Source organism: Janthinobacterium fluminis (assembly GCF_028595325.1).
GTDB lineage: Bacteria > Pseudomonadota > Gammaproteobacteria > Burkholderiales > Burkholderiaceae_D > Janthinobacterium > Janthinobacterium fluminis.
This window is the reverse complement of the sequence record NZ_JAQQXR010000006.1, coordinates 255,405-271,777: the sequence shown is the minus strand read 5'-3', so window position 1 is coordinate 271,777 and position 16,373 is coordinate 255,405. Positions and strand designations below refer to the sequence as shown.

General features: G+C 66.8%; 14 protein-coding genes. 5 read left to right on the top strand and 9 right to left on the bottom strand.

Annotated features, from left to right (window positions below; translation table 11 throughout):
- Positions 1–6: 6 nt before the first annotated feature.
- The 3 genes from OIK44_RS16950 to OIK44_RS16940 all read right to left on the bottom strand — a co-directional run bounded on the left by OIK44_RS16950 (position 7) and on the right by OIK44_RS16940 (position 3,339).
- A complete protein-coding gene (locus OIK44_RS16950) occupies positions 7–1,188 on the bottom strand; it encodes an efflux RND transporter periplasmic adaptor subunit (protein ID WP_273672347.1) in 1,182 nt (393 codons plus the stop codon).
- Between the two features lie 209 nt (positions 1,189–1,397).
- Complete coding sequence (gene tal / locus OIK44_RS16945; protein WP_273672346.1) at positions 1,398–2,336, bottom strand: transaldolase; 939 nt, start codon at positions 2,334–2,336, stop codon at positions 1,398–1,400.
- Positions 2,337–2,442: 106 nt separating this feature from the next.
- Entirely contained in the window at positions 2,443–3,339 is an 897-nt protein-coding gene (locus OIK44_RS16940; protein WP_420213854.1) for an NAD(P)/FAD-dependent oxidoreductase, read from the bottom strand.
- Between the two features lie 126 nt (positions 3,340–3,465).
- Between OIK44_RS16940 and OIK44_RS16935 the strand changes: the two genes are divergently transcribed.
- A complete protein-coding gene (locus tag OIK44_RS16935) occupies positions 3,466–3,918 on the top strand; it encodes an Rrf2 family transcriptional regulator (RefSeq protein ID WP_273672344.1) in 453 nt (150 codons plus the stop codon).
- A 23-nt stretch (positions 3,919–3,941) separates the two neighbouring features.
- Here OIK44_RS16935 and OIK44_RS16930 read toward each other — a convergent pair whose 3' ends face one another.
- The 3 genes from OIK44_RS16930 to zwf form a co-directional block, all read right to left on the bottom strand.
- Positions 3,942–5,162 (bottom strand): acyltransferase family protein, encoded by a 1,221-nt coding sequence (locus tag OIK44_RS16930; RefSeq protein ID WP_273672343.1) that lies wholly within the window; start codon positions 5,160–5,162, stop codon positions 3,942–3,944.
- 166 nt (positions 5,163–5,328) lie between these two features.
- On the bottom strand, positions 5,329–6,183 hold the full coding sequence (locus tag OIK44_RS16925; RefSeq protein WP_273672341.1) for an SIS domain-containing protein: 855 nt from the start codon (positions 6,181–6,183) through the stop codon (positions 5,329–5,331).
- Entirely contained in the window at positions 6,183–7,655 is a 1,473-nt protein-coding gene (gene zwf / locus OIK44_RS16920; RefSeq protein WP_273672340.1) for a glucose-6-phosphate dehydrogenase, read from the bottom strand. Before zwf ends, OIK44_RS16925 begins: the two co-directional genes overlap by 1 nt.
- A gap of 282 nt (positions 7,656–7,937) precedes the next feature.
- Between zwf and OIK44_RS16915 the strand changes: the two genes are divergently transcribed.
- Both OIK44_RS16915 and OIK44_RS16910 read left to right on the top strand, forming a co-directional pair.
- Positions 7,938–8,675, top strand: a complete 738-nt coding sequence (locus OIK44_RS16915; protein WP_273672339.1) for a hypothetical protein — start codon at positions 7,938–7,940, stop codon at positions 8,673–8,675.
- Between the two features lie 397 nt (positions 8,676–9,072).
- Positions 9,073–10,029 carry a chemotaxis protein gene (locus OIK44_RS16910; RefSeq protein WP_273672338.1) on the top strand — a complete coding sequence of 319 codons (957 nt, stop codon included), beginning with the start codon at positions 9,073–9,075 and terminating at the stop codon, positions 10,027–10,029.
- 295 nt (positions 10,030–10,324) lie between these two features.
- Here OIK44_RS16910 and OIK44_RS16905 read toward each other — a convergent pair whose 3' ends face one another.
- Positions 10,325–11,218: an SMP-30/gluconolactonase/LRE family protein gene (locus OIK44_RS16905; RefSeq protein WP_273672337.1), complete on the bottom strand. Its 894-nt coding sequence runs from the start codon at positions 11,216–11,218 to the stop codon at positions 10,325–10,327.
- Between the two features lie 15 nt (positions 11,219–11,233).
- On the bottom strand, positions 11,234–12,898 hold the full coding sequence (gene pgi, locus OIK44_RS16900; RefSeq protein WP_273672335.1) for a glucose-6-phosphate isomerase: 1,665 nt from the start codon (positions 12,896–12,898) through the stop codon (positions 11,234–11,236).
- A 270-nt stretch (positions 12,899–13,168) separates the two neighbouring features.
- Here pgi and edd point away from each other — a divergent pair, with 270 nt between their 5' ends.
- Together edd and eda are read left to right on the top strand one after the other, a co-directional pair.
- Positions 13,169–15,079, top strand: coding sequence for a phosphogluconate dehydratase (gene edd, locus OIK44_RS16895; protein ID WP_273672333.1), 1,911 nt, complete (start codon positions 13,169–13,171; stop codon positions 15,077–15,079).
- Between the two features lies 1 nt (position 15,080).
- Positions 15,081–15,710 (top strand): bifunctional 4-hydroxy-2-oxoglutarate aldolase/2-dehydro-3-deoxy-phosphogluconate aldolase, encoded by a 630-nt coding sequence (eda, locus tag OIK44_RS16890; protein WP_273672331.1) that lies wholly within the window; start codon positions 15,081–15,083, stop codon positions 15,708–15,710.
- 48 nt (positions 15,711–15,758) lie between these two features.
- Here the strand turns inward: eda and OIK44_RS16885 are convergent, their stop codons facing one another.
- The gene (locus OIK44_RS16885) at positions 15,759–16,253 is read right to left on the bottom strand and encodes a hypothetical protein (RefSeq protein WP_273672329.1); all 495 of its coding nucleotides are present in this window, start codon (positions 16,251–16,253) and stop codon (positions 15,759–15,761) included.
- Positions 16,254–16,373 lie beyond the last annotated feature (120 nt).

Below are 16,373 nucleotides of genomic sequence, written 5' to 3'. Positions count from 1 at the left end.
GCGGGCTTACTGGACGGCGCTCTTGGCGGCGGGCGGCGCCGGCTGCCACGGCACCGGCTTGACGGCGGCGCCCGGCTTGGCCTTCTGGAAGCCCTCGACGACGATGCGCTCGCCGCCCTTCAGGCCGGCGCTGACCACCCACTGGTCGCCCTGGGCGGTGTCGGCCGTGACGGGGCGCGGCGCCACCTTGTTGTCGGCGCCGACCACCAGCACCGAGGCGCCCTCGGGGTTGCGCAGCACGGCCTGCTGCGGCACCGTGATGGCCGCCTCCCTGACGGCCTGCTCAAGGCGGGCGCGCACGTACATGCCCGGCAGCAGGGTGCGTTGCGGGTTGGGGAACTCGGCGCGCATCGCCACCGCGCCCGAGCTTTCGTCGACGGCGACGTCGGCGAACAGCAGCCTGCCCGCCTGCGGGTAGACCTGGCCGTCCTCGGTCAGCAGGGTCACCCTGGCCTGGCCGGCGCCGGCGCTTTTCAACTGGCCGCCGGCGAGCGCGCGCCGCAGGCGCAGCAGTTCTGTGGACGACTGCGTCAGCGTCACATAGATCGGGTCGAGCTGCTGGATGGTTGCCATCGGCGTCGCCTCGCCCTGGCCGACCAGCGCGCCTTCCGTGACCAGCGCGCGGCCGACCCGCCCGGCGATGGGCGCCGTGACGGTGGCGTAGCCGAGCGTGATGGCGGCGTTCTGCCGCGCCGCCGTGGCCGTGGCCAGGTCGGCGGCGGCCTGCTTCTGCGCCGTCACGGCGTCGTCGTATTCCTGCGCGCTGACGGCGCTGGCGGCCAGCAGCGGCTGGTAGCGTTTGACCTTCAGCTCGGCCTGGGCCAGGTTCGCCTGGGCCTTCTGCACGGCCGCCTGGGCGCTCGCGTAACTGGCCTGATAGCTGGCCGGGTCGATGCGGAACAGGACCTCGCCGGCGCGCACCTCGCCGCCCTCCTTGAACACGCGCTGCAGCACGATGCCGGGCGTGCGCGCGCGCACCTGGGCCAGGCGCGAAGCCTCGACGCGGCCCGGCAGCTCGGTGCTCAGCGTCAGCGCGGCCGCGGCGACGGTGACGACGGCGACGGTCGGTGGCGGCGGCGCGGCGCCGCCCGCGCCGGGTCCGGCGGCGGGCTTGTCGCCGCAGCCGGCGAGCAGGGTAAGGGTCAGGACGGCGGCGCAAACAGGCGTGGTACGAGGAGCGGATCTCATGGATGTCTCGTCGAAAGGATGCGTTGGTGAGCGCGCACGGCCTTGTTTCGCTTGCAAGGCAGAGGCTGAAACTATTCTAATACGGCGGGGAAATCCATGCTTTTATTGCCATCCAATATAAATCAGTTCTGCACGCCGACAAAAAAAGCGCCAGGGACAACGGGGTGCCGTCGTCGCTGCCGCTTTTCCAGAGCGCCTGTCAGCAGTGCTTAGCGCAGCGCAGCGATCATCTGTTTCAACTTGCCGGAATCGGCGCAGAAGGCGCGTATGCCTTCGGCCAGTTTTTCCGTCGCCATCTGGTCTTCGTTGAGCATGAAGCGGAAGGCTTTCTCGTCCAGCGTCATCTTCACCATGCCGGCGCCGCTGGCCGTGTCCGAGCCGAGCTTGCGCACGACGAAGGGCGCGTCCGTGTCGGCCAGCTTTTGCAGCAGGTCCGGGCTGATGGTCAGCAGGTCGCAGCCGGCCAGTTCCAGGATCTGCGAGGTGTTGCGGAAGCTCGCGCCCATCACCTCGGTCTTGTAGCCGAACTTGCGGTAGTAGTTGTAGATGCGCTTGACCGACTGCACGCCCGGGTCTTCCGCGCCGGCGTAGTCGATGCCGGTGGACTTCTTGTACCAGTCGTAGATGCGGCCGACGAAGGGCGAGATCAGTTGCGCGCCCGCTTCGGCGCAGGCGATCGCCTGGCCCAGCGAGAACAGCAGCGTCATATTGCAGCGGATGCCGTCGCGTTCGAGGATCTCGGCGGCGCGTATGCCCTCCCAGGTGGCGGCGATCTTGATCAGCACGCGCTCGCGGGCGATGCCGGCCTGCTCGTACAGGGCGATCAGCGCGCGGCCCTTGGCCACCGTACCCTCGGTGTCGAAGGACAGGCGGGCGTCCACTTCGGTGGACACCCGGCCGGGAATGATCTTCAGGATTTCGACGCCGAAGGCGATCAGCAGGTGGTCGATGATGTCGCCGGTCGAGGCGTCCGGGCGGGCGCGCACGGCTTGTTCCAGCAAGGGCTGGTATTCGGCTTTTTGCACGGCCTTCAGGATCAGCGACGGATTCGTCGTCGCGTCGCGCGGCGTGTACGCCTGGATCGATTGGAAGTCGCCGGTGTCGGCCACCACGGTGGTGAGTTGCTTCAGCTGTTCGAGTTGGTTCATGGCTACGCTAGAAAAAGGGGAACGGGACGTGCCGGACTATTGTACCCAATCCGGCGCCGGAGCGATGTATTAATGCCAAGGGAGTGTGGCGCGCCGGCCGGCAGGGCTACATGCCGATGAGCGAGCGGTGCGCGGCCATGCCCGCCAGCACGCCCGCCGCCGCCGCGAGGGTGGCGTTGGACATCGGACTGGCGGCGTCGCCGGCGGCGTAGACGCCCTTGACGCTGCTTTGCTGGCGTTCGTCGACCTTGATGAAGGGGCCCAGCGGCCCCGCCTCGACGGCGCAGCCCAGTTGTCGCGCCAGCGGGCTGGCCAGGCTGGTCTTCGGCGCGGTGAAGAGGGCGTAGACGGGCACGATGCGGCCGTCGGCCAGGCCCACGGCGTGCAGCGTCGGCGCCTCCCCGAGCAAGGCCACCACGGGCGTGCGTTCGATGCGCACACCGCGCGCCTGCAGGCTGGCCAGTTGCTGCGCATCGGGCTCGTGGCGCGCCTGCGTGAAATAGGTCGTCGGCCCCCAGTCGGGCAGCAGCAGCGCCTGGTGCAGCGAGGCGGGCGCGTTCGCCAGCACGCCGAGCGGCCGGTCGCCGATCTCGTAACCGTGGCAGTAAGGGCAATGCAACACCGTCGCCCCCCAGCGCTCCTGCATGCCGGGGATGGGCGGCAGCGCATCGCTGACGCCGATGGCCAGGATCAGGCGCGCGGCGCGGGCCTCGCGGCCGTCGGCCAGGCTGGCGACGAAGCCGCCATCGGCCTGGCGCGCCGTCTGCACCTCGCCGTCGAGAAAGCTCACCGTCGGATAGGCGGCGAGCTGGCGCCGGCCCAGCGCGGCGATTTCCTGCGGCGCCTTGCCGTCCTGGCCGAAAAAACCGTGGGAGTGGCTGGCGTAGCGGTTCCTCGGCCGGCCGGCGTCGACGACCAGCACGCGCCGGCGCGCCCGCGCCAGTTGCATGGCGGCGGACAGTCCGGCGAAACTGCCGCCGATCACAATGGTGTCGTAGTGCATGGTGATGCTCCTTTCACGTTATTCGTAACTTTGTAAGTTGCATGATAGCGTGACAAAAAATTTCACGCAACTTATAATGTTTCATGACAGCGGCGCGGCCGCAGCACCACCCCGGGAACGAATGCTATGCCTAGTGACAATCGCCTTTCGCGCATGCTGCATGTGCTGATCCACATGGATCAGCACGAGGGCGCGCTGACCTCGGCGGCCGTCGCGCGCATGCTGCAGACGAACCCTGTCGTGGTGCGCCGCACCATGGCCGGGCTCAGGGAGGCCGGTTACGTTCAGTCCGAGAAGGGGCATGGCGGTGGCTGGACCCTGGCGCGCGGGCTGGAGCAGATCACGCTGCTCGACGTCTACCGCTCGCTCGGCGAGCCGCCCGTGTTTTCGCTGGGCCTGGCGGGGGACAGCCCCGAATGCCTGATCGAGCAAGCCGTCAACGACGCGCTGGAGGCGGAGCTGCGCGAGGCGCGGCAGCGCTTGATGGCGCGCTTCGGCGCCATCACCCTGGCCGGGCTTGCCCGCGACTTCGCAACGCGCCGCTGCCGCCCCGGCGGCGCGCCGGAGCCGTCCCTTTAAGCGGGACAGCCGGCGCGCCGGGGCTAGGCATCGTTCGCCTTGGCCTGGCGTGCTCCGGGGAGGCGTTGCGCCGCTTTCCTGAGCCGGGCGACGCATTGCGGGACGCTCGCCATGGCAGGCAGTTCGACGAAGGTATACGCGGCATGGCAGATGACCAGCAGGGGGATCGTGAGAACCGCTATGCTTGCCCAGTAACCGGCAACGGAACCGGTCAATGTCAGCCCCATTCGATCGGCGCAATAAAACGCGATAAACAGCACGATGCCATGCAGCAGATAGACGCCATACGCAATGTCGCCGAGAAAGCGCATCGGCGCGCATGTGAGCGCGCCGAACAGCGAATTGCCGCATGCTAGCGGCACGAAAGCTGTGCTGATGAGCAGCAGGGCAAGGACATTTGGCATGCCCGGGTAGCCGATGAGCGCAAGGCCGAACAACGCCAGCACCAGCACGCTGACGATGTGATGGCCGCAAATCCGCCGCCATGGCGGATATCGAAACGCGATCGCCGCGACAATGCCGCCGCCGAAGGACATCATGGTGCGCGCGGCTGCATTGTGGAGCGACAAGGCGGCCATGCCGCCAACGATGGCGAGGCATGCAACGATCATCCAGCGTCGCGGCAGCGCCAGGATCAGCGCGAGCAGCGGCAGGATTGCGTAGAAAAACCATTCGTAGGGAAGCGACCAGGCCACGCCCGCATTGATTGTGTAGGTGTGGCGCAGACCGTTCAGGTCCGGGGCGCCGAACATGGTGAACGACAGCCACTCCGCCAAGCCCCTGAGGAGGGTGGGTAGCGGAACCTGCAGGCGCGGCCCGGTGACGGTAAACACCAGCGCAAGGAGTAAGGCGATGGAGCAGAAGTAAAGCGGGGCCAGGCGGAGGATGCGCGATGTGTACAAATGCAGCCAGCTCACCGGCTTGCGGCCGGCATCCAGCAGCTTGGTGAGAAACAGGAAGCTCGTGATCATGAAGAACAGGCCGGCGCTATCCTTGCCGAGGTGAACGTACAGATGCGAATCGATTTCCCACTTGCCCGTGCGCGAATAAAAATACCAGATTGCCGCGTGGTGGACGAAGACGCCGAGCGCCAGAAAGCCCCGCAGGCCATCGAGGGAGCTGACTCGGCCCGGCCGATGCGGCGCCTGCGGAAACAGCCGCAACAGTGCCAGCGCCGTTAACGCGGCAATGATGCCGATGACGATGGCAAACCCGGGGTGGAGAGGATGGATTGCGGTCACCATGACATCCTTTGGCATGCGCAGGCAATGTGTCGGCCGACATGTTTCTTGACGCGATAGGCAGGATGAATGGGTTCAGTATGCTTGCGATTCTACTTTGGAAAAATCCGCGCCCGCAACGCCTGATGCTCCCTTGTTTGAGCAAATCGTGCTTGTCCGGAGCCCCGCGCTAGCCGATGAAGGAGTCGAACTGCATGTCGAATTCCTGCAGGGCCTTCTGGGCGTTCTGCATCTTCTTGCGGAATTCCGGTCCCCGCTGCAGCGCCAGGCCGACGGCCAGCACGTCGATGACGACGAGGTAGGCCAGGCGCGCCGAAATCGGCGTGTAGGGGTCGGTGTTGAACACCAGGTCGATGGGGATCAGCACCGTGGCCAGGTCGGCCAGCGGCGTGCCCGACGGCGCCAGCACGATGACGTCGGCGCCGCCGCGGCGCGCCAGCTTGACCGAGCGCACCAGCGCCGGGCTGTTGCCGCGCTGCGAGATGGCGACCACGGCGTCGCCGCCGCGCAGCAGGGCGGCGGCGATACTGTGGATGTTCGGGTCGGCGTAGGCCACCGTCGGCACGCCGGAGCGGAAGAATTTGTGCTGGGCGTCGGCGGCGACGATGCCGGAGGTGCCCTGGCCGTAGAACTCGATCTTGCTGGCGCGCGACAGGATGTCGAGGGCGCGCTGGATCGCCTCCGGGTTCAGGTTGTTGCGCAGGTCGAGCAGGGTGTTGATCGAGCGGCTGCAGATCTTGTTGACGAGGTCGGCCGCGAGGTCGTCCTGGGCCGGCTGCTCGTTCGCCCCCGGCATGGCCAGCGCCAGCCCCTGCGCCAGCTTGAGCTTGAACTCGTGCCAGCCGTCGTAGCCCAGCGTGCGGCAAAAGCGCACGACAGTCGGCTCGGACACCTGGGCGCTCTTGGCCAGCGCCGTGATGTTCTGGCTCACCGTCTGGGTCGGCTGTTCCAGCACGGCCAGCGCGACTTTCTTCTCCGACTTCGAGAGCGAGTCGAGCTGGGTGCGGATGGAGTCGAGCAGCATCAGTCTTCCGGCAGCGCTTCTTCGCGCCATTGCAGGCCGTCGCGGCCGATCAGGGCGCTGGCGGCGGCCGGGCCCCAGGTGCCGGCCGTGTAGGGGATGGGCGCGTTGTCGTTCTGTTCCCAGTTGTCGAGGATGGGTTCGACCCATTCCCAGGCCGCCTCCAACTCGTCGCCGCGCATGAACAGCGTCAGCTGGCCGCGCAGCACGTCGAGCAGCAGGCGCTCGTAGGCGTCCATGCGCGGCGTCTTGAACGATTCGCGGAAGTCCAGTTCCAGTTCGGCCGGCTTCAAGCGCATGCCGTCGCCCGGCGTCTTGGCCATCAGGTTCATGCGCAGGCCCTCGTCGGGCTGCAGGCGGATCACCAGGCAGTTCGGCTGGAAGCTGGAGGTCGGCTGGGCGAAGATCGAGTGCGGGATCTGCTTGAAGCGCACGACGATTTCCGCCAGGCTGTCGGCCATGCGCTTGCCGGTGCGCAGGTAGAAGGGCACGCCAGCCCAGCGCCAGGTGTCGATTTCCGCCTTGAGCGCGACGAAGGTTTCCGTGCGCGAATGCTGCGGCGCGTCCGGCTCGTCGCGGTAGCTGGGCACGGCCTTGCCGTCGACGTGGCCGGCGCGGTACTGGCCGCGCACGATGTTTTGCGCCAGCGTCGTCGGCGTGAATTTTTTCAGCGAACGCAGCACCTGCAGCTTCGAGTCGCGCACGGCGTCCGAGGAGATCGAGGTGGGCGGCTCCATCGCCACGATGCACAGCAGTTGCAGCAGGTGGTTTTGCAGCATGTCGCGCAGCGCGCCGGAGGTGTCGTAGTAACCCATGCGGTTGCCGACGCCGAGCTTTTCGGCGATGGTGATCTGCACGTCGGAAATCCATTCGCGGCGCCACAGGGGCTCGAACAGGATGTTGCCGAAGCGCAGGGCCATCAGGTTCTGCACGGTTTCCTTGCCCAGGTAGTGGTCGATGCGATAAATCTGCGACTCGGCGAACACCTGGCCCACTTCGGCGTTGATCTGCTTGGCGCTGGCGAGGTCGCGGCCCAGCGGTTTTTCCAGCACCACGCGGGAATTCGGCGTCACCAGCGCGTTGGCGGCCAGGTTGTCGCAGATTTGCGCGAACAGGTGGGGCGGCGTCGCCAGGTAGTAGACGCGCGTGAGGGCCGCGTCGGTGCGCAGCGCGGCCACCAGCGGCGCGTAGCTGCCGGCTTCGGTGGCGTTGAGCGAGGCGTAGACGATGCGCTGGCAGAACTTGGCCCAGGCCGCCTCCGTCAGCGTGCTCGACTTGATGTGCGGTTTGGCATTGCTCTCGACGGTGCGCAGGAATTCATCCTGGCCGCAGTCCTGGCGGCCGACGCAGATGATGCGCGCGCCCGGCGGCAAGTCGTGGGCGACGTCGCGCGCATACATCGCGGGCAGCAGCTTGCGCATTGCTAAGTCGCCGCTGCCGCCAAACAGAACCAGGTCGAAATCGGTAAGAGCCATAGATGAGAGTCGTCGCAAAGATAAAGGGGGCCGGAATGGCTATGTGTAAATTTACTACGCATATGTGGCGAATGCAAGAAATTTTACTACATTCGACGTCTGTTCCCCGCTTAATTATAGCGGGCCGGCGCGGCGGCCCGCGCGGCTTGCCGGTTGTGGCAATTACTTACAAATTAGCATCACCACGGGCGGGCGGGGACGGTATATTTGCACTTGCAAAATCATCTATTCTTTGATGCAATTGCCGCACCGCCTACTTACACTTTTTTGACTGGACCGCCCATGAAATACGCCGCATTCGCCGCATTTTTGTTGTGCAATACCGCCTCCGCCACCGGCCTCGACGATCTGAAGGCGGCGCTGGCGCCCTTGCAGGGCCAGGGCGTGTTGCGCGGCACCTACGAGGCGCGCGAGCAGAAAACGGATCTGGAGAAAAACGGCGCCAAGCCGGAGCTGGCGCAGGTGTCGGCCCTGGTCGAGGACGACGCCGGCGGCCTGCAGATCCACTGGGACCGCGCGCTGCTCAAGCGCGCGGCCGACGAGTCCCGGCCGGCCAAGGGCAAGAAGTCCGATGCGCTGACCCAGGCGATCGGCTCCAGCTCCGCGCCGCGCATCGCGGCGGCCGTCAACTATGCGCCCAAGCTGCTGCAGCAACTGGCCAGCAGCCAGCTGAAACAGGAGCGCGTCGACACTTACCAGGGCAAGCCGGCGCGCCTGCTGGAGATCAATTTCACGCCGCCGGACGAGGACAACGACAAGGTCAAGGTCAAGGAAAACACCCACCTGGCCCAGGTGTGGCTGGGCGCCGACGGCCTGCCGCTGGCCGCCAGCGTCACGCACAAGGTGAAAGTCAGTTTCATGGTGTTCCTGTCGTATGAAACGACGAGCAAGGAGGAGTTGTTGTTCTCGGCGCAGGCCAACCGCCTGGTGGTGCTGCGGCGCGAAGAGCAGGGCAATGAAAAGGGCATGGGCAGCGAGGGCAAGTTCAGTCGCCTGTACACCTTCACGCCCAAGGGCTGAGCGATTTCCCCGCGGGGGCGTATTGGCGCCCCTGCAACAACGCGCGCGCAAAAAGCATGAGCCTACACAGTTGAATGGCAAATATATTATTGCCACTCAACAAAATTCCGTATAATCAAAATCAGCCGATACCCCACTTTGGCGTGCCCTCCCGTGCCCCGACCCGCACCCGGAGGCGGCGCCGGAGCGCGCATTTTTTCGCCGCCCTTTCGCGGCAAACCGACCCGAGCGGCCATGACTTGTTGCCGTTATATTTTTAGCGCCTTAGCGCACCGATATCGTCCGGATGGCGCCGTTCCGGCGCGCCCACGCGGCGCCCGTCCGGCCGCAACAGCCCGGCGCGGCTGCCAGCCGGCGACCAGATAACACTCGCACCACCATCACATCAGGGGACACCATGAGCTCAATGCAGCAAGAAGTCGACGAACGCACCAACTTGACCGGCAACAACAAGTTCGAGTTGTTCCTGTTCAGACTGGGCACCAGCGACAATTCGACCCAGCGCGAATTGTTCGGCATCAACGTCTTCAAGGTGCGCGAAATCATGGAAATGCCGCAGGTGACGGCGGTGGCCGGCTCGCACCCGCACATGCTGGGCGTGGTCAACATCCGCGGCCAGATCGTGCCGGTGATCGACCTGCCGATGGCCGTCGGCTGCACGGCCGGGAATGGCTTGCGCATCCTGATGGTGACGGAATTTGCCCGCTCGACCCAGGCTTTCGCGGTCGAGGAAGTCGATGAAATCGTCCGCCTGGAGTGGAACCAGGTGCTGTCGGCCGAGCAGACCGTCGGCGGCGGCCTGATCACCAGCATCGCCCGCCTCGACGGCGACACCGACAAGACGCGTTTGGCGCAGGTGCTTGACGTCGAGCAGATCCTGCGCAACGTGCTGCCGTCGGGCGACCCGGACGTCGACAAGACCAGCATCGGCCCGAACGTGCTGCTGCCGGCCGGTTCGGTGATTCTGGCGGCCGACGATTCCTCGCTGGCCCGTTCGCTGATCGAGCAGGGCCTCGAAGCGATGGGCACGCCCTTCATCATGACCAAGACGGGCAAGGAAGCGTGGGAAAAGCTGCAGGCGATGGCGGAGCAGGCGAACAGCGAAGGCAAGAGCATCAAGGACAAGGTCGCGCTGGTGCTGACCGACCTGGAAATGCCGGAGATGGATGGCTTCACGCTGACGCGCAACATCAAGACGGACACGCGCTTCGCCGGCATTCCGGTGGTGATCCACTCATCGTTGACGGGCTCGACCAACGAAGACCACGTCAAAGGCGTGGGCGCGGACGCCTATGTCGCCAAATTCGTCGCGGCGGAACTGGCTGCGACGATACGCAAGGTACTGGGCAAATAAAGGGGCGGGGCCGCCAGCGCAACAGGGGTCTGACCCCGGCTTCATGGGGGCTGACCCCAGCTTTTTCGGCCGAAGTCATGGCCGTCTAAACGACTTCGGTAGCCAACAGCAGGGGTCCGACCCGTAGGGTCAGACCCCGTCCGGGCTCAGGCGACGCAACAGGGGTCTGACCCCGGCTTCATGGGGTCTGACCCCAGCTCTTTTCGGCCGCAGTCACGGCCGTCTAAACGACTTCGGTAGCCAACAGCAGGGGTCCGACCCGTAGGGTCAGACCCCGTCCGGGTTCCGTCCGGGTTCAGGCGATGTAGGCCGGTTCGGCGCGCCCCGCCACTTCCACGCGCAGCGACAGCAGCCGCCCCGACAGCGGGTAGGCCGCCAGTTCTTCCGCTGGGCGCTTGTAGCTGGCGCTGGTGACGTAGAGCGTGCGCAAGTCCTCGCCGCCGAAGGCCAGCATGGTCGGGCAGCGCAGCGGCAGGGCAATCTCGCTCAGCACGGCGCCGTCCGGCGCGATGCGCAGCAGGCGTCCGCCCTCGAACATCGCACACCAGTAGTTGCCCTCGCTGTCGACGGCGGCGCCGTCCGGCCGGCCGCCGTAGTTGTTCGCCTTGTCTGTCGAAAAGCGCTTGAATTCGGCCGGCGCCGACACGCTGCCGCTGGCCGCGTCGAAGGCGTAGCGGTCGATGCGGTGGCTGGTGGTGTCGGCGTGGTACAAGGTGCGCTGGTCGGGGCTGAAGCCCAGGCCGTTCGACACCGTCATGCCGCCCGACCAGACCAGGCGCACTTCGCCCCGCTCCAGGCAGTACATCTGCGCCGCCTGCTTGTCGCGCGGCTCGTAGATGGTGCCGACCCAGAAGCGTCCGGCCGGGTCGACGCGGCCGTCGTTGAAGCGGGTGGTGGCCGTCTCATACGGCGCCGGCGCGATCGGCGTGACGGCGCCGCTGCCGGTGTCGAGGTGGGCGAAGCCGCTGCGCAGCGCCACGACCAGGCCGCCGCCGGCGTTGCGCGCCAGCGCGGACGGCTCGCTGTCCATGCGCCAGGCGCGGTGCGCGCCGCTGGCCGGGTGCAGCCGGTGCACGCTGAAGCCTTCGATGTCGACCCAGTACAGCGCCGCCTCGTCCGGCTGCCACAGCGGACATTCGCCGACCTGCATGGCGGCGTCGTAGGCCACCTCGATGTGATGTTTCGTCATGTCTTTATCTTCCTGTCAGTATGCTGCTTTGGCCGCCCTGGCCAGTTCGATCAGGCCGTTGGTCGAGCTGTCGTGGCGCTGCGGCTGCGCCTCGCCCTGCAGTTCCGCCTGGATGTTCTTGGCCAGTGCCTTGCCCAGCTCGACGCCCCATTGGTCGAAGCTGTTGACGTCCCACAGCACGCCCTGGACGAAGGTTTTATGCTCGTACAGGGCGATCAGCGCGCCCAGCGCGGGCGGCGTCAGCTGGTCCATCAGGATGGTGTTGCTGGGGCGGTTGCCGGGGAAGGTTTTGTGCGGCACCAGCGCTTCGATCTGTTCCGCGCCCATGCCCTGGGCGCGCAGGTCGGCGCGCACTTCCTCGCCATTCTTGCCGGCCATGAAGGCTTCGGACTGGGCGAAGCAGTTCGCCAGCAGCGCGTCGTGGTGGCCGGGCAGGTCGTGGGTCGGGCGCAGCGCGGCGATGAAGTCGATCGGGGTGACCTCGCTGCCCTGGTGCAGCAGCTGGAAGTAGGCGTGCTGGGCGTTGGTGCCGCATTCGCCCCACACCACCGGGCAGGTCGGCGTATCGACGGCGGCGCCGCCCTTGGTGACGCGCTTGCCGTTGCTTTCCATGTCGAGCTGCTGCAGGTAGGCGGGGAAACGGCTCAGGTCCTGGTGGTAGGGCGCCACCGACAGCGAGCCGCAGTCGAGGAACTGGCGGTTCCAGAAGCCGACCAGGGCCAGCAGCACGGGCATGTTGCGCTCCAGCGGCGCGCTGCGGAAATGCTGGTCCATCGCGTGCGCGCCGGCCAGGAAGTCGCTGAAGTATTCGAAGCCGATCGCCAGCGCCACCGCCAGGCCGACCGAGGACCAGACCGAGTAGCGCCCGCCGACCCAGTCCCAGAACGGGAACATGTTTTCCGGGGCGATGCCGAAGGCTTCGATGGCCTCCTGGTTGGTCGAGACGGCGACGAAGTGGCGCGCCAGGTCGGCCGTCTCGCCTTCGAGCAGGAACCAGGCGCGCGCGGTGTTGGCGTTGAGCATGGTTTCGGCCGTGACGAAGGTTTTTGAGGCGACGATGAACAGCGTCGTCTCCGGATCGACCTTGGACAGCACGTCTTCGATGTCGTGGCCGTCGACGTTGGAGACGAAGTGCATCGCCAGGTTGGGATTGGCGTAGGAGCGCAGCGCCAGGCAGGCCATCTTCGGCCCCAGGTCGGAGCCGCCGATGCCGATGTTGACGACGTCGCAGATCGGCTTGCCGGTGTAGCCGAGCCAGCTGCCGTTGCGCACCCGCGTGCTGAAGTCCTTGATGCGGTCGAGCACGGCGTGGACGTCGGCGTCGACGTCCTGGCCGTCGACGTCGAGGGCGCTGCCGCGCGGCGCGCGCAGCGCCGTGTGCAGCACAGCCCTTTGTTCGGTAAGATTGATTTTCGCGCCGGCGAACATGGCGTCGCGCTGGCCTTCGACGCCGCGCTCGCGCGCCAGTTCGGTCAGCAGGCCCAGCGTGGTGGCGTCCAGGCGGTTTTTGGAATAGTCGAGCAGCAGGCCGGCGGCCTCGGTATTCATCTGGCTGAAGCGTTGCGGATTGTCGGCGAACAATTCGCGCATGTGCCAGCGGCCGGCGTCGGCGGCGTGCGCCTGCAGGGCCTGGAAGCTGGCGGTGGCGGTGAGCATCGGGGTGGGGGCGGGCTGGCGCATGGTCGGTCGGCGTCGTTGAGTGGCTGGGTTGAGGGGCGGGCGGCGGCGGAAAAAGCCGCGCGGCCGTCATATTATTTAACTATACATGAAAAACAGGTAATTTCACTACAGTTTGATGCGCGACGGCGTTTCTACTACCCTGTTGGGCCCTTGCGCAGCGGCGTGGCCCTTGCGTTTTGCCGGCGATTGGAGCAAGCTGATGCACAAAAGCGGGCTGGTTCCGGCGTTTTGTAGTAAAATTTCACGAAATACATTTATAAGGAAACGCTCATGGCGCTGCATCCAGTAGTCGAAACCGTCACCGCGCGCATCATCGCGCGCAGCCGAGCGTCGCGCGGCGCCTATCTGGCGCACCTGGAAGCGGCGCGCATCAAGGGCGTGCAGCGCGGCGCGCTGTCGTGCACCAACCTGGCGCACGGTTTTGCCGCCTTTCCCGCCAACGACAAGCTGGCGCTGAGGGAGTACAAGAAGCCCTCGGTGGCCATCGTCTCGTCCTATAACGACATGCTGTCGGCGCACCAGCCCTTCGAGCGCTTCCCCGCCATCATCAAGGAAGCCGTGCGCAAGGTCGGCGCGGTGGCCCAGTTCGCCGGCGGCACGCCCGCCATGTGCGACGGCGTCACCCAGGGCCAGCCGGGCATGGAGTTGTCGCTGTTTTCGCGCGACGCCATCGCCATGGCGACGGCCGTCGCGCTGTCGCACAATATGTTCGACGCCGCGCTGTATCTGGGCGTGTGCGACAAGATCGTGCCGGGCCTGCTGATCGGCGCGCTGCACTTCGGCCACCTGCCGGCCGTGTTCGTGCCGGCCGGGCCGATGACGTCGGGCCTGTCGAACCAGGAAAAAGCCAAGGTGCGCCAGTTGTATGCGCAGGGCAAGGCGAGCCGCGAGGAGCTGCTGGAAGGCGAGTCGAAGTCCTACCACGGCGCCGGCACCTGCACCTTCTACGGCACCGCCAACAGCAACCAGATGCTGATGGAGGTGATGGGCCTGCACCTGCCGGGCGCCGCCTTCATCACGCCGAACACGCCGTTGCGCGATGCGCTGACGGCCGCCGCGGCGCAGCGCGCCGCCGCCATCACGGCGCAGAGCGACAACTACCTGCCGGTCGGCCACGTGGTCGACGAGAAGTGCATCGTCAACGCCGTCGTTGGCCTGCTCGCCACGGGCGGCTCGACCAACCACACGCTGCACCTGGTGGCCATCGCCAAGGCGGCCGGCATCGTCATCGACTGGAACGACTTCAACGAGCTGTCGGCCGTCGTGCCGATGCTGACCCGCATCTACCCGAACGGCGACGCCGACGTCAACCATTTCCACGCCGCCGGCGGCACCGGCTTCCTGATCCGCGAACTGCTCGACGCCGGCCTGCTGCACGACGACGTCACGACCATCCTCGGCAAGGGTTTGCGCGCCCACTGCGCCGAACCCTTCCTGGACGGCGAGGGCGTGCTCTGGAAGGACGCGCCGCTGGCCAGCGCCGACGAGAACGTGCTGCGCACGGCCGCCGCGCCGTTCGCGCCGGACGGCGGCATGGTGCTGGTCGCCGGCAACCTGGGACGCGCCGTGATGAAGGTGTCGGCCGTCAAGCCGCAGCACCGCACCGTCGAGGCGCCGGCCATCGTCTTCAATTCGCAGGAAGACTTCATGGCGGCCTACAAGGCCGGCAAGCTGGAGCGCGACTTCGTCGCCGTGCTGCGTTTCCAGGGGCCGCGCGCCAACGGCATGCCGGAGCTGCATGCGCTGACGCCGGCGCTGGCCAATCTGCAGGACGCCGGCCGCAAGGTCGCGCTGGTCACGGACGGGCGCATGTCCGGCGCCTCCGGCAAGGTGCCGGCGGCGATCCACGTCTCGCCGGAGATCCTGGCCGGCGGCCCGCTCGGCCTGGTGCGCGACGGCGACATCATCCGCGTCGACGCCTTCACCGGCACGCTGGCGGCGCTGGTGCCGGCCGAGGTCTGGCAGGCCCGCTCGCAGGCGCAGGCCGACATGTCGCCGAACCACGTCGGCATGGGCCGCGAATTGTTTGCGATGTTCCGTTCCACCGTCAGCGCCGCGGAAGAGGGTGCCACCACCTTCGGCCTGCCGTCGCCGATTCCCACCACCGTTGCCCTGCACGATGCCGCCGCAGTCGGCGACAGCGTGCCGGGGTCCGATGAAGACTTTCTCATAAAGAAATAATATGACTATGACTCTGCTGGAAATGATGCGCACGTCGAGCGTGATCCCCGTGATTGCCATCGACGACCCCGAACACGCCGTACCGCTGGCGCGCGCGCTGGTGGCGGGCGGCATCCGCGTGCTGGAAGTGACCTTGCGCACCCAGCACGGCCTGGCGGCGATCCGCGCGATGACGGCGGTGCCGGGCGCCATCGTCGGCGTCGGCACGCTGACGCAGCCGGAGGAATTCGCCGCCGCGCGCGACGCCGGCGCCGTCTTCGGCGTGTCGCCGGGCCTGACGCCGGCGCTGGTCGCGGCGGCGAAAAGCAGCGGCTTGCCGCTGCTGCCGGGCGTGATGACACCGTCCGAAGTGATGGCCGCGCGCGAGCAGGGCTTCCGCCAGCTGAAGCTGTTCCCGGCCGTGCCGGCGGGCGGCGTCGGCATGCTCAACGCCATCTACGGCCCGCTGCCCGACATCACCTTCTGCCCGACCGGCGGCATCTCGCAGGAGAGCGCCTCGCAGTTCCTCGCCTGCAAAAACGTCGCCTGCGTGGGCGGCTCCTGGCTGACGCCGAAAGACGCCATCCAGGCCGGCAACTGGGACCGCATCACCGAGCTGGCCAAGGCCGCCAGCGGCCTGCGCTCGGCCTGATCCGCGCCACGCAAAGAGCCGGGGGCGCGCCCCCGGCTCTTTGCGGCATCACGGCACAAACTTATTCTTTACCCGGTACTGGAATTGCACATCGTTGCCGATGGTGGCGATGGCCACCGTGCGCCCCAGCGTGGGGATGAACTGCGTGCCCGAATACGTCAGCGTGCAGGTGAATTCGCCGGTCGGATGGTTCTGCGGCGTCAGCACTTCGAGGCGGAACGGCACGTTGGTCGTGTTGCGCGTGACGGCGACGCCGAAGTTGTCGCCGTTGCGGAAGATCGGGCACGAGACGGCCGTCGACACCTTGGGACGGATGAAGACCTTGCCGTCGAAGACGATGTCGCCGTCGTACACGGCGCCCGTCAGCGTCAGCGTTTTCGGCTGACCGCGTCCGATCAGGATCGGCAGCTGGTTGGCGAAGATTTCCAGCTTCGGATCGGGGAGGTCGGCCAGCGCGGGGCCGGCGAAGGCGGCCGCGCCGCCGCAGACGCACAGCAGGCGGGCGATCAGGCGGAGGGAAGGCTGGGCGATGGATGTGTTCATGATGGCTCCTGTGGAAAGTCGATAAGGTGGCAGCGCTTGCGCTGCACTGACTTATACGCACAGGGGGGCGTGGCCGGATTCGCGCGCCGGCACGCGAAGCCGAAAAAACAGGCGGCGCCA